Source organism: Pseudomonas sp. URMO17WK12:I12 (genome assembly GCF_000514395.1).
Lineage (GTDB): Bacteria > Pseudomonadota > Gammaproteobacteria > Pseudomonadales > Pseudomonadaceae > Aquipseudomonas > Aquipseudomonas mucoides.
Window position 1 is genome coordinate 74,345 of sequence record NZ_AZVV01000014.1, and the last position, 14,033, is coordinate 88,377.

The window sequence follows — 14,033 nt, forward strand, 5'->3', positions numbered from 1 at the left end:
ATTTGAGAGTTGTAGTTGTTGTTCAGCTCAGAGGCCATTGCTGGTGGCAGGTGTGACGCACGGCCGCAGCGCTGCTCAGTTTGAGCAGGTCGTGGCTGATGCGTCGGCATTCGGCGGCGTCGAGGTGGCGCACGCGGTCTTTGATTTCGCCGATTTGCACCGGGCTCACCGACAACTCGCTGACCCCCAAGCCAATCAACACCGGCGTCGCCAGCGGGTCGGACGCGAGTGCACCGCAGACGCCAACCCAACGGTTATGCACCGCCGCGCCCGCGCAGGTCTGTGCGATCAAGCGCAGCAGCGCCGGGTGCATGGCGTCGACGCGTGAAGCGAGGCCCGCGTGGTCGCGGTCCATGGCCAGGGTGTATTGCGATAAGTCGTTGGTGCCGATGGACAGGAAATCTGCATGTTCGGCCAAGTGCTCGGCCATTAATGCGGCGGCCGGGACTTCGATCATCACCCCAAGCTCCGGGCCTTCACTCACGCCGAGTTCAGAACACAACGCCTCAAGGCGCTTGCGAATGTGCAGCAGCTCGTCGACCTCGGTGACCATTGGCAGCAGGATCCGGCAGCGCGATATCGGGTGAACATGCAGCAGTGCGCGCAGCTGCTGATCGAGCAATTCCGGGCGCACTTGAGCCAGGCGAATGCCGCGCAGGCCAAGCACCGGATTGGCCTCGACCGGCAGGGGCAGGTAATCGAGTTGCTTGTCGCCGCCGACGTCGATGGTGCGGATGATCACCGATTTGTCGCCCATCGCATCGAGCACGGCCTGATAGGCGAGGCGCTGTTCCTGTTCATCCGGCGCGGTGTTGCGATCCACGAACAGAAACTCGGTGCGCAGCAGGCCGACGCCATCGGCGCCATTGGCCAGCGCGTCGGCCGCTTCTGTGCTGGACGCGACGTTGGCGGCCACCTCAATGTGCAGTCCATCGAGCGTCAGTGCACGGGTGTGCGCCTGAGACTGTTGAAAAGCGCGGCGCTGCTGATGATCGAGTTGCGCCTGACGCACGTCGGCCAGGCGTTCGGCTGTCGGTGCCAGTTCGAGACGAGCACCGTCAGCGTCCAGCACCACCGATTGACCTTGCTCAAGATTCAGCAGCGTCGAGCCCAGTGCCACCATGCAAGGCAAGCCTTTGCCACGCGCAAGAATCGCCACGTGGGAGGTCGCGCCGCCCTCGGCCATGCACAACCCGGCGACGCCTTGCTGGCTGAGTTGCAACAAGTCGGATGGGGTCAGTTCGTGCGCCGCGACAATGGCGCCCGCCGGCACGTCGTACTGCCAGGCTTCGCCGAGCAAGGCGCGCAACACGCGTTGTTTGAGGTCGCGCAAATCATTGGCTCGCTCGGCCAGCAACGGGCTGCCGAGTTGTTGCAGGACTTCGCACTGGGCGTCGATTGACTGGCTCCAGGCGTGGGTCGCGGCGGCGCCTTGGACGATGGCGGTATTCGCCGCGTCCAGCAGTGCCGGATCTTCAAGCAGCGCCAGGTGTGCCGCAAAAATCGCTTCTTCGTCGGTGTTCTTGTGCTTTTTGGCCTGGGCCAGGGTGTGCTCGATTTCGCTGCGCACGAGGATCAGCGCGGTATCGAGCGCATCTTGTTGCTGCTCGGAATCATGACCGCCGGCGTCAACCGGCAGGCTGATGGCGTGCAATCGAAACAGTGGCCCACCCACCAGACCTGGCGCGGCACAAACACCGTGCAGCACACCGGCTTCGGCCGGACGATTGCGTTGGGCAATCGGCGTTGGCGCGGCAGCGTGGCTGTCTTCGGCCAGGGCGGTGGACAGCGCGGTCAACAAAGATTGCAGCGCCGCTTCGGCGTCCACGCCCCGGCAACTGACTTGCACTTCATCCTGCTCGCCGACCGCCAGCGCCATCAGCCCGATCAGGCTGTCACAGGTCGCCGATTTACCACCGAAATGCAGCTGCGATTTGCTCTTGAAACCTTGCGCGGTCTGGCGAATCAGCGCCGCAGGACGCGCATGTAATCCTCCGCGAAAGGCGACCTGAACATGCCCGTTAACTTCGATGCCTGAGGCGTCGGTTTCGACCTGGGCTCCGCAAGCCTGCCGGCGAATGATGTGCAGCAAAGGCTCGCCGACCTTGACCGATTTCAGAGTGATCGGCCGTGCTTGAAAATCCCCGCTGTTGGTCAGGATCATCAGGCTGACCAGGCTTTTGCACTGCTGCGCAACCTTGTCCAGGTCATAGCGTAACAGCGGCTGGCCATTGCTGACCCGCGCGCCTTCCTTGACCAGCATCGAGAAGCCTTCGCCCTGCAACTCGACGGTGTCGAGGCCCAGGTGCAGCAGCAGTTCGGCGCCGTTGTCGGCGCGCAAGGTGATCGCATGACCGGTTCGGGCCACGTGCACAACGAGGCCAGCGCAAGGGGCATGAAGGGTGTCGTTCAGTGGATCGATGGCGATCCCGTCGCCCATGGCGCCGCTGGCGAACACCGGGTCCGGGACCTTGGCGAGCGTGAGCACCGGGCCGCTGAGCGGGGCGCTGAGGGTCAGCTCTTTATTGTTGTTCTGCATGGCTCGGTCTCATTAAAAAACAACAGTTCGGATCATCTCGCCCTGTAGCCGCTGTCGAGTGCAACGAGGCTGCGATCAGTTCAAAGCAGGATCAAAAGACCGCAGCCTCGTTGCGCTCGACAGCGGCTACGGGGTTATTCGTTGCCGTTCGATCAATGGGTACGCGTGACTTTGCTCAAATGACGCGGTTGGTCCGGGTCCATGCCACGAGCGACGGCCAAACCGGCAGCCATCACGTAGAAACTCTGGATCGCCAGGATCGGATCAAGGGCCGGGTGTTCGGCGCGGGTCAGGGTGAGGTCGCGTTCGGCGATGTCATCAGGCGCGGCCAGCAATACACAGGCGCCGCGTTGGCGCATGTCGGCGGCGAGGCTCAGCAAACCGGCCTGTTCGGCACCGCGTGGGGCGAAGATCAGCAATGGATAGTGTTCATCGATCAAGGCCATCGGGCCGTGGCGGACTTCGGCGCTGCTGAACGCCTCCGCCTGAATCGCCGAGGTCTCCTTGAATTTCAGCGCCGCCTCCTGGGCGATGGCGAAACCGGCGCCGCGACCGATCACCATCAAGCGTTGGCAATCGCGCAGGGCGTCGATGGCCATGCTCCAATCCTGTTGCGCGGCGTCACGCAGACCTTCCGGCAGGGCGTTGCCGGCTTCGAGCATTTCTACATCTTCTTTCCAGTGCGCGATCAGACGAGCGCTGGCGCTGAGCGTGGCGATAAAACTCTTGGTCGCGGCGACGCTGCTTTCGGTGCCGGCCAACAGCGGCAGGCTGAATTCACAGGCTGCTTCCAGTGGCGAACCTTCGGCATTGACCATGGAAATGCTCAGGGCACCACGCTTGCGCAGCAGGCGCAGGCTGTTCACCAGATCAGGACTCTGCCCGGACTGCGAGAAGGCAAACGCCGCCTGGCCGCTGACCTTCAGCGGCGCTTGCTGCATGGTCACCACTGACATCGGCAACGACGCCACCGGAATGCCCAGCAGTTGCATGGTCAGGTAGGCGAAGTAACTGGCGGCATGGTCGGAGCTGCCACGGGCGACGGTCATTGCCACTTGCGGCGGCTGACGGCGCAGGCGTCCGGCGATCTCGATCATCTGCGGGTCGAGCTGTTGCAATTGGGCCTGCACGGCCTCGAACGAGGACAGCGCCTCTTCAAGCATTTTTGAAGTCAATGTCTTCTCCTTCGACCATGACGGCGGTCAGTGTGAGTGAGCGATCCAGCCGCACGCAGTCGGCCCAGCTGCCCGGTGTGAGGCGGCCGCGTTCTTCAAGGCCGAGGTAATCGGCGGGGAATTGCGAAAGGCGTTGCGAGGCCTCGGCAATCGGCAGACCGATCTTCACCAGATTGCGCAACGCTTGATCCATGGTCAGGGTGCTGCCGGCGAGGGTGCCGTCGGGCAAGCGTACGCCGCCCAGGCATTTGGTCACGGTGTGGCTGCCGAGTTTGTATTCACCGTCGGGCATGCCGGCGGCGGCGGTGGAGTCGGTCACGCAATACAGGCACGGGATCGAGCGCAGGGCCACGCGGATCGCGCCGGGGTGCACATGCAGCAGGTCCGGAATCAGCTCGGCGTATTTGGCGTGGGCCAGTGCTGCGCCGACGATGCCCGGCTCGCGGTGATGCAACGGGCTCATGGCGTTGTAGAGGTGAGTGAAACTGCTCGCACCCGCCGCCAGCGCTGCGACGCCTTCCTCGTAGCTGCCGAGGGTATGGCCGATTTGCATGCGCACGCCCCGAGCGCTGAGGGCGCGGATCAAGGCGTCATGGCCGGCGATTTCCGGGGCGATGGTGATCACGCGGATCGGCGCCAGCGCCAGATATTCTTCGACTTCGGCCATCAGCGCGGTGTGGGCGAAATTCGGTTGGGCGCCGAGTTTGCCAGGGTTGATGTACGGGCCTTCGAGGTGCACGCCGAGTACCCGGGCGCTGCCTTTCGGGCGCGTCTCGCAGAACTCGCCGACCGCTTTGAGCACGCTGGAAATCTCTGCGCTGGGCGCAGTCATGGTGGTCGCCAGTAGCGACGTGGTGCCGAAACGCACGTGGGTTTTGGTGATGGTTTCGAAGGCCGAGGCGCCTTCCATGATGTCTTTGCCACCGCCGCCGTGCACATGCAGGTCGATGAAACCCGGCAGCAGATAAGGCAGGTCGTTATCTGCCGGATCGCACGGTTGGCCTTCGATCGACACGACCTTGCCGTGTTGGTGAATCAGCCGGCCGCGAACCCAGCCGTGGGCGGTGAGGATGTTGTCTTCGGACATTTCGGTTCTCGGTCTTGGTGACGCAGTTCTTTATCGACGAAGCTCTGCGACAAAGTCGTAGTAATCGTTGCGGCAATAGGTGTCGGTGACTTCGATGGGGGTGTTGTCTTCCAGGTAACCGACCCGCGTCATCAACAACATGGCGGTGCCAGGGGCGATGCCGACCAGGGCGGCGAATTCGTCCGAGGCGTTGATCGCCTGGATGTGTTGCAGCGCGCGCACGACCGGTTTGCCGATGCCGTCGAGGTATTCGTAGAGGGAGTCGCCCACGGCCTGCGGTTTGGGAATGATCGAGGCGGGCAGGGTGCTCATCTCGATCGCCATCACGGTGTCGTCGGCTTTGCGCAGGCGTTTGAGACGCGCGACCTTGTCGTTGGGCGACAGACCGAGGCGGATCAGTTCTTCGTGGGTCGGCGGGGTGATTTCACGTTCCAGCCATTGCGACCCCGGAACGAAGCCCTTGAGCCGGAGCATTTCGCTGAATCCCGAAAGACGCGACAGCGGTTGTTCCAGGCGTGGGGTAATGAACGTGCCGGAACCCTGATGGCGGCGGATCAGGCCTTGCTCGAACAACACTTCCAGCGCCTTGCGTGCGGTGACGCGGGAGATGCCGAGCCTTTCGCTGAGGCTTCGCTCCGACGGCATGGCCTGTTCGGCTTTCCACTGGCCGGCATGGATGGCCGCTTCCAGATTGCGCGCCAGTTGCAGGTACAACGGCGTGGGTTGGGTGTCGTCGGGGCGCAGGGCCTGGAGATCGTTCATGGCAGGAGTCCGGGGCGGATATTGGAATGTTGTCGCCCGTGAATGGGCTGAAAATTAATACCACTTAAATACCATGTCAATGCCAGTACTTGGCTGTGGGCGTGGAAAAACCTGCCCTGATAGGCGGACTTATAGGCGGGTGGATTGAAGTGGTATTAACGAGGGGGCTTTTGAACGCAAAGATCGCAGTCTGTGGTGACGCTTGCGCGGGGAATTGGTATCACCCCGGCAGGCGTTGTCTCAGGCTGCGATCTTTTGAGATTATTTTTTGCTGGCGACCGAAGGTAGCCGTTTGTGGCGAGGGGGGCGGAGTTTACGGGCGGATTTCGATCATCGTGCCGTCCGGTACCAGGTTCCAGACTTCGCGCATGTCCATGTTGCGCATGGCGATGCAGCCGTCGGTCCAGTCCAGGGTGTGGAACAGGTCTTCAGGGGTATCTTCCGTGTCCGGGGTGCCGTGGATCATGATCATGCCACCGGGATCGACACCTTCACGCCGCGAACGGGCGGAGTCGCTGATGTTCGGGTAGGAGATGTGCATCGCCAGATTGAAGCGGTCGCTGACTTTGCGCCAGTCCACCCAATAGAGGCCTTCTGGCGTGCGTTTATCGCCCTCCATCAGCTTCGGCCCCTTGGGATGTTTGCCCAGGGAAATGCGATAGGTCTTGAGCGGCTTGCCGCCATTGATCAATTGCAATTGGTGGGCGGACTTGAGAATCAGGACTTTTTCGATGGCTTTGCCGTCCAGGGTTTCCGCTACGGAAGCCTGCGACATTGCGACGAACGACAAACAGAACACGGCAAGCAACCAGCGCATTGAAACGATATCCCTAGAGGTGTCGGCTATTTTAGTTATAGATGTTTTAAGTGATGGCAGGCTGAGCAAGTGGCGGGATCGACTCGGACCGCACAGGGTAATCCTCGGTCCGCCGGTCAGCGAAGAAGCATTCTAAGGTACGACCCACGGTGCGGAAAGCCAGGTCGGACCAAGGGATGTCGGCTTCTTCGAAAAGCTGCACTTCCAGGCTCTCGGGGCCGGCTGAAAAGTCCAGGTCCGCAAGCTCGGCACGAAAGAACACATGCACCTGACTGATGTGCGGCACGTCGATCAGCGTATAGATGCTCAGGTTGCGTACCCGGGCGCAGGCTTCTTCGGCCGTCTCACGAATGGCCGCCTGCTCGATGGTTTCGCCGTTTTCCATGAAACCGGCCGGCAGGGTCCAGTAACCGCGCCGTGGCTCGATGGCGCGTCGACACAGCAACACCTTCGAACCCCAGGTCGCGACACAGCCGGCGACGATATTGGGGTTCTGGTAATGAATCGTATCGCAGCTGTCACAGACAAACCGCAGGCGTGAATCGCCTTCGGGAATGCGCTGGGTCACCGGGTTGCCGCACTGACTGCAAAATTTCATGCTTGGGTTCCTGAATGCTGCGCCTATCTTGGCGTGCGGCGGTGTCTGTCGGCAAGTTGTCGTTTAGCGACATGCCGTGTTTATGGGGTTGGGCGGTCGGTTCGATTGGTGCATGATGCAGGGTAAGGCACAGATCGAGAACACTCATGCTGGACGAGCTACTTCATCGGGTAAGCAACCACACGCCGACAACGCTGGAAACCGATAAACGTTTCCCCGAAGCCGCGGTTCTGGTGCCCATCACTCGCAGTGATGAACCGGAACTGTTGTTGACCCTGCGCGCCAGCGGGCTCTCGACCCATGGCGGCGAAGTCGCCTTCCCCGGCGGACGCCGAGACCCCGAAGACCCCGACCTGATTTTCACCGCGCTCCGTGAAGCCGAAGAAGAAATCGGCCTGCCGCCGGGCCTGGTCGAAGTCATCGGCCCGCTCAGCCCGCTGATCTCCCTGCACGGCATCAAGGTCACGCCCTATGTCGGCGTGATTCCGGACTTCGTCGAGTACCGGGCCAACGATGCCGAGATCGCCGCGGTGTTCAGCGTGCCGCTCGAATTCTTCCGTAAAGATCCACGCGAACACACCCACCGCATCGATTACCAGGGCCGTAGCTGGTACGTGCCGAGTTATCGTTATGGCGAATACAAGATCTGGGGCCTGACGGCGATTATGATCGTCGAGTTGATCAACCTGCTCTATGACGCCAAAATCAGCCTGCATCAACCGCCCAAGAGTTTTATCAACACCTGAAGCCATCGTTCGTATGGCGTGAACCGAGCCTGCCTGGCCTTGAGGACAACAAGATGAAATATCGCCTGGGCGACGCCCGCGTCGAAACCCATCCGCAGAGCTGGGTCGCACCCAATGCCGTGCTGGTGGGCAAGGTCAAACTGGAGGAGGGCGCCAACGTCTGGTTCAACGCCGTGCTGCGCGGCGACAACGAACTGATCCTGATCGGCAAGAACAGTAACGTCCAGGACGGCACCGTGATGCACACTGACATGGGCTACCCGCTGACCATCGGCACCGGCGTGACCATCGGCCACAACGCCATGCTGCATGGCTGCACCGTGGGCGATTACAGCTTGATCGGTATTAATGCGGTCATTTTGAACGGCGCGAAGATTGGCAAGAACTGCATCATCGGCGCCAATTCGCTGATCGGCGAAGGCAAGGAAATCCCGGACGGTTCGCTGGTCATGGGGTCGCCGGGCAAAGTGGTGCGGGAATTGACCGAACCGCAGAAAAAGATGCTCGAGGCCAGCGCCGCCCACTATGTGCATAACTCGCAGCGCTACGCCCGCGATCTGGCCGAGCAGGAAGAATGAGCGCCACAGAACGGCCGGTGCTATCGCCCTGCGTGAATATTTGCGCGTTGGACGACGATGACATTTGCACCGGGTGTCAGCGCACGGTGGAAGAGATCACCCGCTGGAGCCGAATGACCAACGACGAGCGCCGCGCGGTGTTGGGGTTGTGTCATGAGCGGGCCAAATCCAGCGGCCTGCTCTGGATGATCGGCAAAACCCCAGACCTGTAGCAGCCTTCGGCCGCTGCTACAGGGTTTGCGTCGGGTTTGGTTGTTGGGCAGGGCTGAAGTAATCTGTGCGCCAAATTGACAGGTATCCCCACGCCCCATGCTCTTCCTGATCGCCTACATCTGCAGCGTCGTGCTGATCAACTACGCCTTTTCCACTGCCCCGCACCTCGACATTATCTGGTCGGCCTGGGGTGGGCTGGTGTTCGTGCTGCGCGACATGGTGCAAACCCGCTTCGGCCACGGCGCCATCGCCGCGATGCTGGCCGCGCTGGTGCTGTCCTACGTCACTTCCGATCCGTCCATCGCATTGGCCAGCGCCACGGCATTCGCGGTGTCCGAGTGCATCGACTGGCTGGTGTTCAGCATCACCAAGCGCCCGCTGCACGATCGCCTGTGGATAAGTTCGGCGCTGAGCATTCCTCTCGATACCTTCATCTTCTTCGGCATGATCGACGCCTTCACCCCGGGCGTGATCCTCACCGCCATGGGCTCGAAGTTCGCCGGCGTGACCGCCGTGTGGCTGATCATGGCCTGGCGCTTGCGCAAACAGGCCGTCGTCAGCTGAAGCCAAAGCCTTCGGTTCATGTAAAATGCCGCGCTTTCTCCCCATGGGAAGCGCGCCAGGCGCCGCATCCCTCGATGATCCGCTTCTTGAGGACCTGAGATGACCCGTATCGGAACTCCATTGTCGCCAACCGCGACCCGCGTATTGCTGTGTGGCTGTGGTGAGTTGGGCAAGGAAGTGGTGATCGAGCTGCAACGCCTGGGCGTTGAAGTGATTGCCGTGGATCGCTACGCCAACGCGCCGGCCATGCAAGTCGCCCATCGCAGCCACGTGATCAACATGCTCGACGGTGCTGCCCTGCGTGCCGTGATCGAAGCCGAGAAGCCGCACTTCATCGTGCCGGAAATCGAAGCCATCGCCACCGCCACCCTGGTTGAACTGGAAGCCGAAGGCTTCAACGTGATCCCGACCGCGCGCGCCGCGCAACTGACCATGAACCGCGAAGGCATCCGCCGCCTGGCCGCCGAAGAGCTGGACCTGCCGACCTCGCCGTACCACTTTGCAGACACCTTCGAGGACTACAGCAAAGCCGTTGAAGACCTCGGCTTCCCGTGCGTAGTCAAGCCAGTGATGAGCTCGTCGGGCAAGGGTCAGAGCCTGTTGCGCAGCGCCGATGACGTCAAAACCGCGTGGGACTACGCGCAAGAAGGCGGTCGTGCCGGCAAAGGTCGCGTGATCGTCGAAGGCTTCATCGACTTCGACTACGAAATTACCCTGCTGACCGTACGCCATGTCGGCGGCACCACGTTCTGCGCGCCGGTCGGTCACCGTCAGGAGAAGGGCGACTATCAGGAATCCTGGCAGCCGCAAGCCATGAGCCCGGTTGCCTTGGCTGAGTCCGAGCGCGTTGCCAAAGCCGTGACCGAAGCCTTGGGTGGTCGTGGGCTGTTTGGCGTTGAATTGTTCATCAAAGGGGATCAGGTGTGGTTCAGCGAAGTCTCGCCGCGTCCGCATGACACCGGCCTGGTGACCCTGATTTCCCAGGACCTGTCGCAATTCGCGCTGCACGCGCGGGCAATTCTGGGCCTGCCGATCCCGTTGATCCGTCAGTTCGGGCCTTCGGCTTCGGCGGTGATTCTGGTGGAGGGGCAATCGACCCAGACCGCTTTCGCTAACCTGGGTGCGGCATTGAGCGAGCCGGACACGGCGTTGCGTTTGTTCGGCAAGCCTGAAGTGAATGGTCAGCGCCGGATGGGTGTGGCGTTGGCGCGGGATGAGTCGATTGAATTGGCTCGGGCTAAAGCGACCCGTGCTGCTCAGGCTGTTGTTGTAGAGCTGTAACCGAGGCGCGACTATCGCGAGCAAGCTCGGCGCCTACAGGGAACGCGGTTCCTGTAGGCGCCGGGCTTGCCCGCGATGGCGATCTATCAGGCCACCCGATTCAAATCGTTGTGACGCGTCTCCTTCAGGCACAGCACCGCAATCAAGCTCAGCACCGCCGCCCCCGACACATACCCTCCGACATAACTCAAACCCCCCATCGCTACCAGTTTCTGCGCAAAGAATGGCGCCGCCGAGGCCCCGACGATCCCGCCCAGGTTGTAGGCAGCCGACGCACCGGTATAGCGAACGTGAGTTGGAAACAGCTCCGGCAGCAACGCACCCATCGGCGCAAACGTCACGCCCATCAGAAACAGTTCGATGCACAGGAACAGCGCTACACCCCAGGTCGAGCCGTGAGTCAGCAGCGGTTCCATCAAGAACCCGGACAGAATCGCCAACACGCCACCGATGATCAGTACCGGTTTGCGTCCATAACGGTCGCTGGCCCATGCCGACAGCGGCGTTGCGGCGGCCATGAACAGCACGGCGAAGCACAGCAGGGCGAGGAAGGTTTCACGGGTATAGCCGAGGGTCGACACACCATAACTCAGCGAAAATACCGTCGAGATGTAGAACAGCGCGTAGCACACCACCATCGACCCGGCGCCCAGCAGCATCGGTGCCCAGTATTGGCTGAACAGCTCGACCAGCGGGATTTTCACCCGTTCCTGACGGGCCATGGCATTGGCGAATACCGGGGTTTCGTGGAGCTTGAGGCGCACGTACAACCCGACCATCACCAGGACGGCACTGAGCAGGAACGGAATCCGCCAGCCCCACGAGCGGAATTGTTCGTCATTGAGGGTCATGGCCAGGGTCAGGAACAGCCCGTTTGCCGCCAGAAAACCAATCGAAGGGCCAAGCTGCGGAAACATACCAAACCAGGCGCGTTTGCCCTTGGGCGCATTCTCGGTCGCCAGCAACGCCGCACCGCCCCATTCACCGCCCAGTCCCAGGCCTTGGCCAAAGCGCAGCACGCACAGCAGGATCGGTGCCCAGGCGCCAATGCTGTCGTAACCCGGCAACACGCCGATCAACGTGGTGCAGACGCCCATCAGCAGCAGCGAGGCCACGAGGGTGGATTTTCGCCCGATACGGTCACCGAAATGGCCGAATAACGCTGAACCCAGCGGTCGCGCAAGAAAGGCGATGCCGAAGGTGAGGAACGCCGACAGCATTTGCGCGGTGCCGGAGGTCTGCGGGAAAAACACCGGCCCGATCACCAGTGCGGCCGCAGTGGCATAGACGTAGAAGTCGTAAAACTCGATGGCGGTGCCGATGAAGCTCGCGGTGGCCACCCGAGTGGCGGAGTTCGTCGGCGCAGGCGTGGTTTCGGTATAAGTCGTGCTGGTCGTCATGCGGTTATCCCTGACAGTCATGTGCCCCAGTGGAGCGAATTATTATGGTCGAACACCCAGGGATGTGGGTTTTGATGCGGAGTGCGGGTAGCACAGGGGTGGGGCGGGGCTTGGGTAAGCGCTCCGATTATAGGAAGGCGCCTAACGATCAAACAAGCGCAAATCCTTGTAGCAGCCTTCGGCAGCTGCTACAGGGGGAGGGCGGGGTGATTAGAGGATGGCTGGCACCGAGCTGGTATGCCAGATCAGCACCCGCGTGACGCGATTATCTTCGGTTTCCAGAATCTCCAGCCGGTAGCGCCCGATCTTCAGGCAGACCGCGCTGTCCGGAATGGTTTCCAGCGCTTCGGTCACCAACCCGTTAAGGGTTTTCGGACCGTCACTAGGCAGATGCCAACCGAGGCTCTTGTTCAGATCGCGAATTGACGCCGCACCATCGATCACCAGGCGCCCGTCGGCCTGCGGATGGATGTGCGGATTGTCCAGGCTGTGCTGGCTTTCGAATTCGCCGACGATTTCTTCCAGAATGTCTTCCAGGGTGACGATGCCAAGCACTTCGCCGTACTCGTCGACCACCATGCCCAAGCGGCGCTGCTGCTTGTGGAAATTCAGCAATTGCAGCTGCAGCGGGGTGCTTTCCGGGACGAAATAAGGGTCATGGCTGGCCGCCATCAGCGCCTCCATGGTCAGGCTGGCATCCGGTAGCAAATGACGAATGTGCCGGGTATTGAGCACCGCTTCAACCTGGTTGATGTCGCTGTGGAAGACCGGCAGGCGCGTGCGCTTGTTGTGGCGCAATTGCTCGATGATTTCCTCGATCGGGTCGTCGAGGTTGATGCCGTCGACGTCACTGCGCGGCACCAGAATGTCGTTAACCGTGATGTTGTCCAGCGCGTGGATGCCGGACAGCGGGTGCGGGCGGCAGACACTGTGGTCGTGATCGTCGTGGCGATCCCCGGGTATTTCATCTTCGCTCTGCTGCACCACTTTGACTTTGCGGGCGAACGGTCGCATCAGCAATTGGCTGATGGCGTTGAGCAGCCAGGCGGCCGGGTAGATGATTTTCAGAGGAACACCGAGCAAGGTGTTGCCCAGGTTCAGCACGGCGTCAGGGTAGCGAGTCGCGAAGGTGCGCGGCAGGTAGTCGGCGAATATCAGCAGTGCGGCGCCAGCACCGATGCAGGCAGCCCACGGACCATTGGCCGACCAAGTGAAAATCGCCAGCAAGGTGCTGATGACCATGACCAGCGCGCGACACAGGGTATTGCAGAAAATCAGGCTGTTGAGCGGAAAGCTCAGCTTCGCCACCGGTTTGTCGCTTGAGCGCGAGGCGGTGCGCTGGGCCAGCAAATGCTGTTGTGCCACTTCGATGGCGGTAAACAGCCCCGACCATAAAATCAGCAGGGCCAATACAGCGAGCATCGGCCCTATGGGCAAGTCGTCCATTAATGCCGCTCGTCAGATATGCAGGATGTATTCACGAACCAGCTTGCTGCCGAAATACGCCAGCATCAGCAGGCAGAAACCGGCGAGAGTCCAGCGAATCGCCTTGTGTCCACGCCAGCCGAGTCGGTTACGGCCCCACAGCAGCACGCTGAAGACAATCCAGGCCAGGCACGCCAGCAAGGTTTTATGCACCAGATGCTGGGCGAACAGGTTGTCGACAAACAGCCAGCCGGAGATCAATGACAACGATAGCAGGGTCCAGCCGGCCCACAGGAAACCGAACAACAGGCTTTCCATGGTTTGCAGCGGCGGGAAGTTCTTGATCAGCCCTGAGGGATGCTTGTGCTTGAGCTGGTGGTCTTGAACCAGCAGCAGCAGCGCCTGGAACACCGCGATGGTGAACATGCCATAAGCGAGGATCGACAAGAGGATATGGGCGAGGATGCCCGGCTCTTCGTCAATGACCTGTACGGTGCCGGCCGGCGCAAACTGCGCCAGCAGCACGGTCGCGGCCCCCAACGGGAACAGCAATATGAGCAGGTTTTCCACCGGGATTCGCGAGCAGGCCAGCAGGGTCAATGCGATGACCGCTGCGGCAATCAGGCTGGCGGCGCTGAAAAAGTCCAGGCCCAGGCCGATCGGCGTCAGCAGGTGGGTGAACAGGCTGGCGCTGTGGGCCAGTACGGCCAGCACGCCGAGCGTGACCAGCAGGCGCTTGTTCGCCTTGGCGCCGGTGGCCAGACGAGAGCCCTGATATAGAGTCGCAGCGGCATATAAGCAGGCGGCGGCGAGAGTGGTAAGCAAACTGGGTGACAAGGGGAGCATAA

Annotated in this window: 14 protein-coding genes; 5 read left to right on the forward strand and 9 right to left on the reverse strand. The window is 61.5% G+C overall.

Translation table 11 applies throughout. The features are described from left to right. Window positions 1-22: 22 nt before the first annotated feature. The 6 genes from ptsP to D882_RS0120125 all read right to left on the reverse strand — a co-directional run bounded on the left by ptsP (window position 23) and on the right by D882_RS0120125 (window position 6,978). On the reverse strand, window positions 23-2,539 hold the full coding sequence (gene ptsP, locus D882_RS0120100; RefSeq protein WP_027924893.1) for a phosphoenolpyruvate--protein phosphotransferase: 2,517 nt from the start codon (window positions 2,537-2,539) through the stop codon (window positions 23-25). Window positions 2,540-2,691: 152 nt separating this feature from the next. Further along, window positions 2,692-3,714 carry an SIS domain-containing protein gene (locus tag D882_RS0120105; protein ID WP_027924894.1) on the reverse strand — a complete coding sequence of 341 codons (1,023 nt, stop codon included), beginning with the start codon at window positions 3,712-3,714 and terminating at the stop codon, window positions 2,692-2,694. Continuing rightward, entirely contained in the window at window positions 3,695-4,801 is a 1,107-nt protein-coding gene (gene nagA, locus D882_RS0120110; protein ID WP_027924895.1) for an N-acetylglucosamine-6-phosphate deacetylase, read from the reverse strand. The genes D882_RS0120105 and nagA overlap by 20 nt, the downstream gene beginning before the upstream one ends. 30 nt (window positions 4,802-4,831) lie before the next feature. Next, the gene (locus D882_RS0120115; RefSeq protein ID WP_027924896.1) at window positions 4,832-5,563 is read right to left on the reverse strand and encodes a GntR family transcriptional regulator; all 732 of its coding nucleotides are present in this window, start codon (window positions 5,561-5,563) and stop codon (window positions 4,832-4,834) included. A 313-nt stretch (window positions 5,564-5,876) separates the two neighbouring features. Then, window positions 5,877-6,380: a murein L,D-transpeptidase family protein gene (locus tag D882_RS0120120; protein WP_027924897.1), complete on the reverse strand. Its 504-nt coding sequence runs from the start codon at window positions 6,378-6,380 to the stop codon at window positions 5,877-5,879. Between the two features lie 46 nt (window positions 6,381-6,426). Next, window positions 6,427-6,978 (reverse strand): NUDIX hydrolase, encoded by a 552-nt coding sequence (locus D882_RS0120125; RefSeq protein ID WP_027924898.1) that lies wholly within the window; start codon window positions 6,976-6,978, stop codon window positions 6,427-6,429. A 146-nt stretch (window positions 6,979-7,124) separates the two neighbouring features. On the opposite strand from D882_RS0120125, the gene D882_RS0120130 reads away from it, so the two are divergent. From D882_RS0120130 to purT, 5 genes are all read left to right on the forward strand, one after another. Beyond that, window positions 7,125-7,724: a CoA pyrophosphatase gene (locus D882_RS0120130; protein WP_027924899.1), complete on the forward strand. Its 600-nt coding sequence runs from the start codon at window positions 7,125-7,127 to the stop codon at window positions 7,722-7,724. 53 nt (window positions 7,725-7,777) lie between these two features. Further along, the gene (locus D882_RS0120135) at window positions 7,778-8,302 is read left to right on the forward strand and encodes a gamma carbonic anhydrase family protein (RefSeq protein ID WP_027924900.1); all 525 of its coding nucleotides are present in this window, start codon (window positions 7,778-7,780) and stop codon (window positions 8,300-8,302) included. Further along, on the forward strand, window positions 8,299-8,514 hold the full coding sequence (locus tag D882_RS0120140; RefSeq protein WP_027924901.1) for a DUF1289 domain-containing protein: 216 nt from the start codon (window positions 8,299-8,301) through the stop codon (window positions 8,512-8,514). The genes D882_RS0120135 and D882_RS0120140 overlap by 4 nt, the downstream gene beginning before the upstream one ends. A 97-nt stretch (window positions 8,515-8,611) precedes the next feature. Then, complete coding sequence (locus D882_RS0120145; protein WP_027924902.1) at window positions 8,612-9,079, forward strand: VUT family protein; 468 nt, start codon at window positions 8,612-8,614, stop codon at window positions 9,077-9,079. Between the two features lie 99 nt (window positions 9,080-9,178). Next, window positions 9,179-10,360 carry a formate-dependent phosphoribosylglycinamide formyltransferase gene (gene purT, locus D882_RS0120150; protein ID WP_027924903.1) on the forward strand — a complete coding sequence of 394 codons (1,182 nt, stop codon included), beginning with the start codon at window positions 9,179-9,181 and terminating at the stop codon, window positions 10,358-10,360. 86 nt (window positions 10,361-10,446) lie between these two features. Here the strand turns inward: purT and D882_RS0120155 are convergent, their stop codons facing one another. From D882_RS0120155 to D882_RS0120165, 3 genes are all read right to left on the reverse strand, one after another. Beyond that, the gene (locus D882_RS0120155) at window positions 10,447-11,760 is read right to left on the reverse strand and encodes an MFS transporter (RefSeq protein WP_027924904.1); all 1,314 of its coding nucleotides are present in this window, start codon (window positions 11,758-11,760) and stop codon (window positions 10,447-10,449) included. A gap of 210 nt (window positions 11,761-11,970) precedes the next feature. After that, entirely contained in the window at window positions 11,971-13,206 is a 1,236-nt protein-coding gene (locus D882_RS0120160; RefSeq protein WP_027924905.1) for a transporter associated domain-containing protein, read from the reverse strand. Window positions 13,207-13,218: 12 nt separating this feature from the next. Continuing rightward, window positions 13,219-14,031 (reverse strand): inner membrane protein YpjD, encoded by an 813-nt coding sequence (locus D882_RS0120165; RefSeq protein ID WP_027924906.1) that lies wholly within the window; start codon window positions 14,029-14,031, stop codon window positions 13,219-13,221. Window positions 14,032-14,033: the final 2 nt, after the last annotated feature.

Bases quoted from the DNA above. Each gene is read 5' to 3' on its own strand.
- ptsP (WP_027924893.1), bottom strand. From the start codon at position 2,539: ATGCAGAACAACAATAAAGAGCTGACCCTCAGCGCCCCGCTCAGCGGC.
- nagA (WP_027924895.1), bottom strand. From the start codon at position 4,801: ATGTCCGAAGACAACATCCTCACCGCCCACGGCTGGGTTCGCGGCCGG.
- D882_RS0120115 (WP_027924896.1), bottom strand. From the start codon at position 5,563: ATGAACGATCTCCAGGCCCTGCGCCCCGACGACACCCAACCCACGCCG.
- D882_RS0120120 (WP_027924897.1), bottom strand. From the start codon at position 6,380: ATGCGCTGGTTGCTTGCCGTGTTCTGTTTGTCGTTCGTCGCAATGTCG.
- D882_RS0120125 (WP_027924898.1), bottom strand. From the start codon at position 6,978: ATGAAATTTTGCAGTCAGTGCGGCAACCCGGTGACCCAGCGCATTCCC.
- D882_RS0120130 (WP_027924899.1), top strand. From the start codon at position 7,125: ATGCTGGACGAGCTACTTCATCGGGTAAGCAACCACACGCCGACAACG.
- D882_RS0120135 (WP_027924900.1), top strand. From the start codon at position 7,778: ATGAAATATCGCCTGGGCGACGCCCGCGTCGAAACCCATCCGCAGAGC.
- D882_RS0120140 (WP_027924901.1), top strand. From the start codon at position 8,299: ATGAGCGCCACAGAACGGCCGGTGCTATCGCCCTGCGTGAATATTTGC.
- D882_RS0120145 (WP_027924902.1), top strand. From the start codon at position 8,612: ATGCTCTTCCTGATCGCCTACATCTGCAGCGTCGTGCTGATCAACTAC.
- purT (WP_027924903.1), top strand. From the start codon at position 9,179: ATGACCCGTATCGGAACTCCATTGTCGCCAACCGCGACCCGCGTATTG.
- D882_RS0120155 (WP_027924904.1), bottom strand. From the start codon at position 11,760: ATGACGACCAGCACGACTTATACCGAAACCACGCCTGCGCCGACGAAC.
- D882_RS0120160 (WP_027924905.1), bottom strand. From the start codon at position 13,206: ATGGACGACTTGCCCATAGGGCCGATGCTCGCTGTATTGGCCCTGCTG.
- D882_RS0120165 (WP_027924906.1), bottom strand. From the start codon at position 14,031: ATGCTCCCCTTGTCACCCAGTTTGCTTACCACTCTCGCCGCCGCCTGC.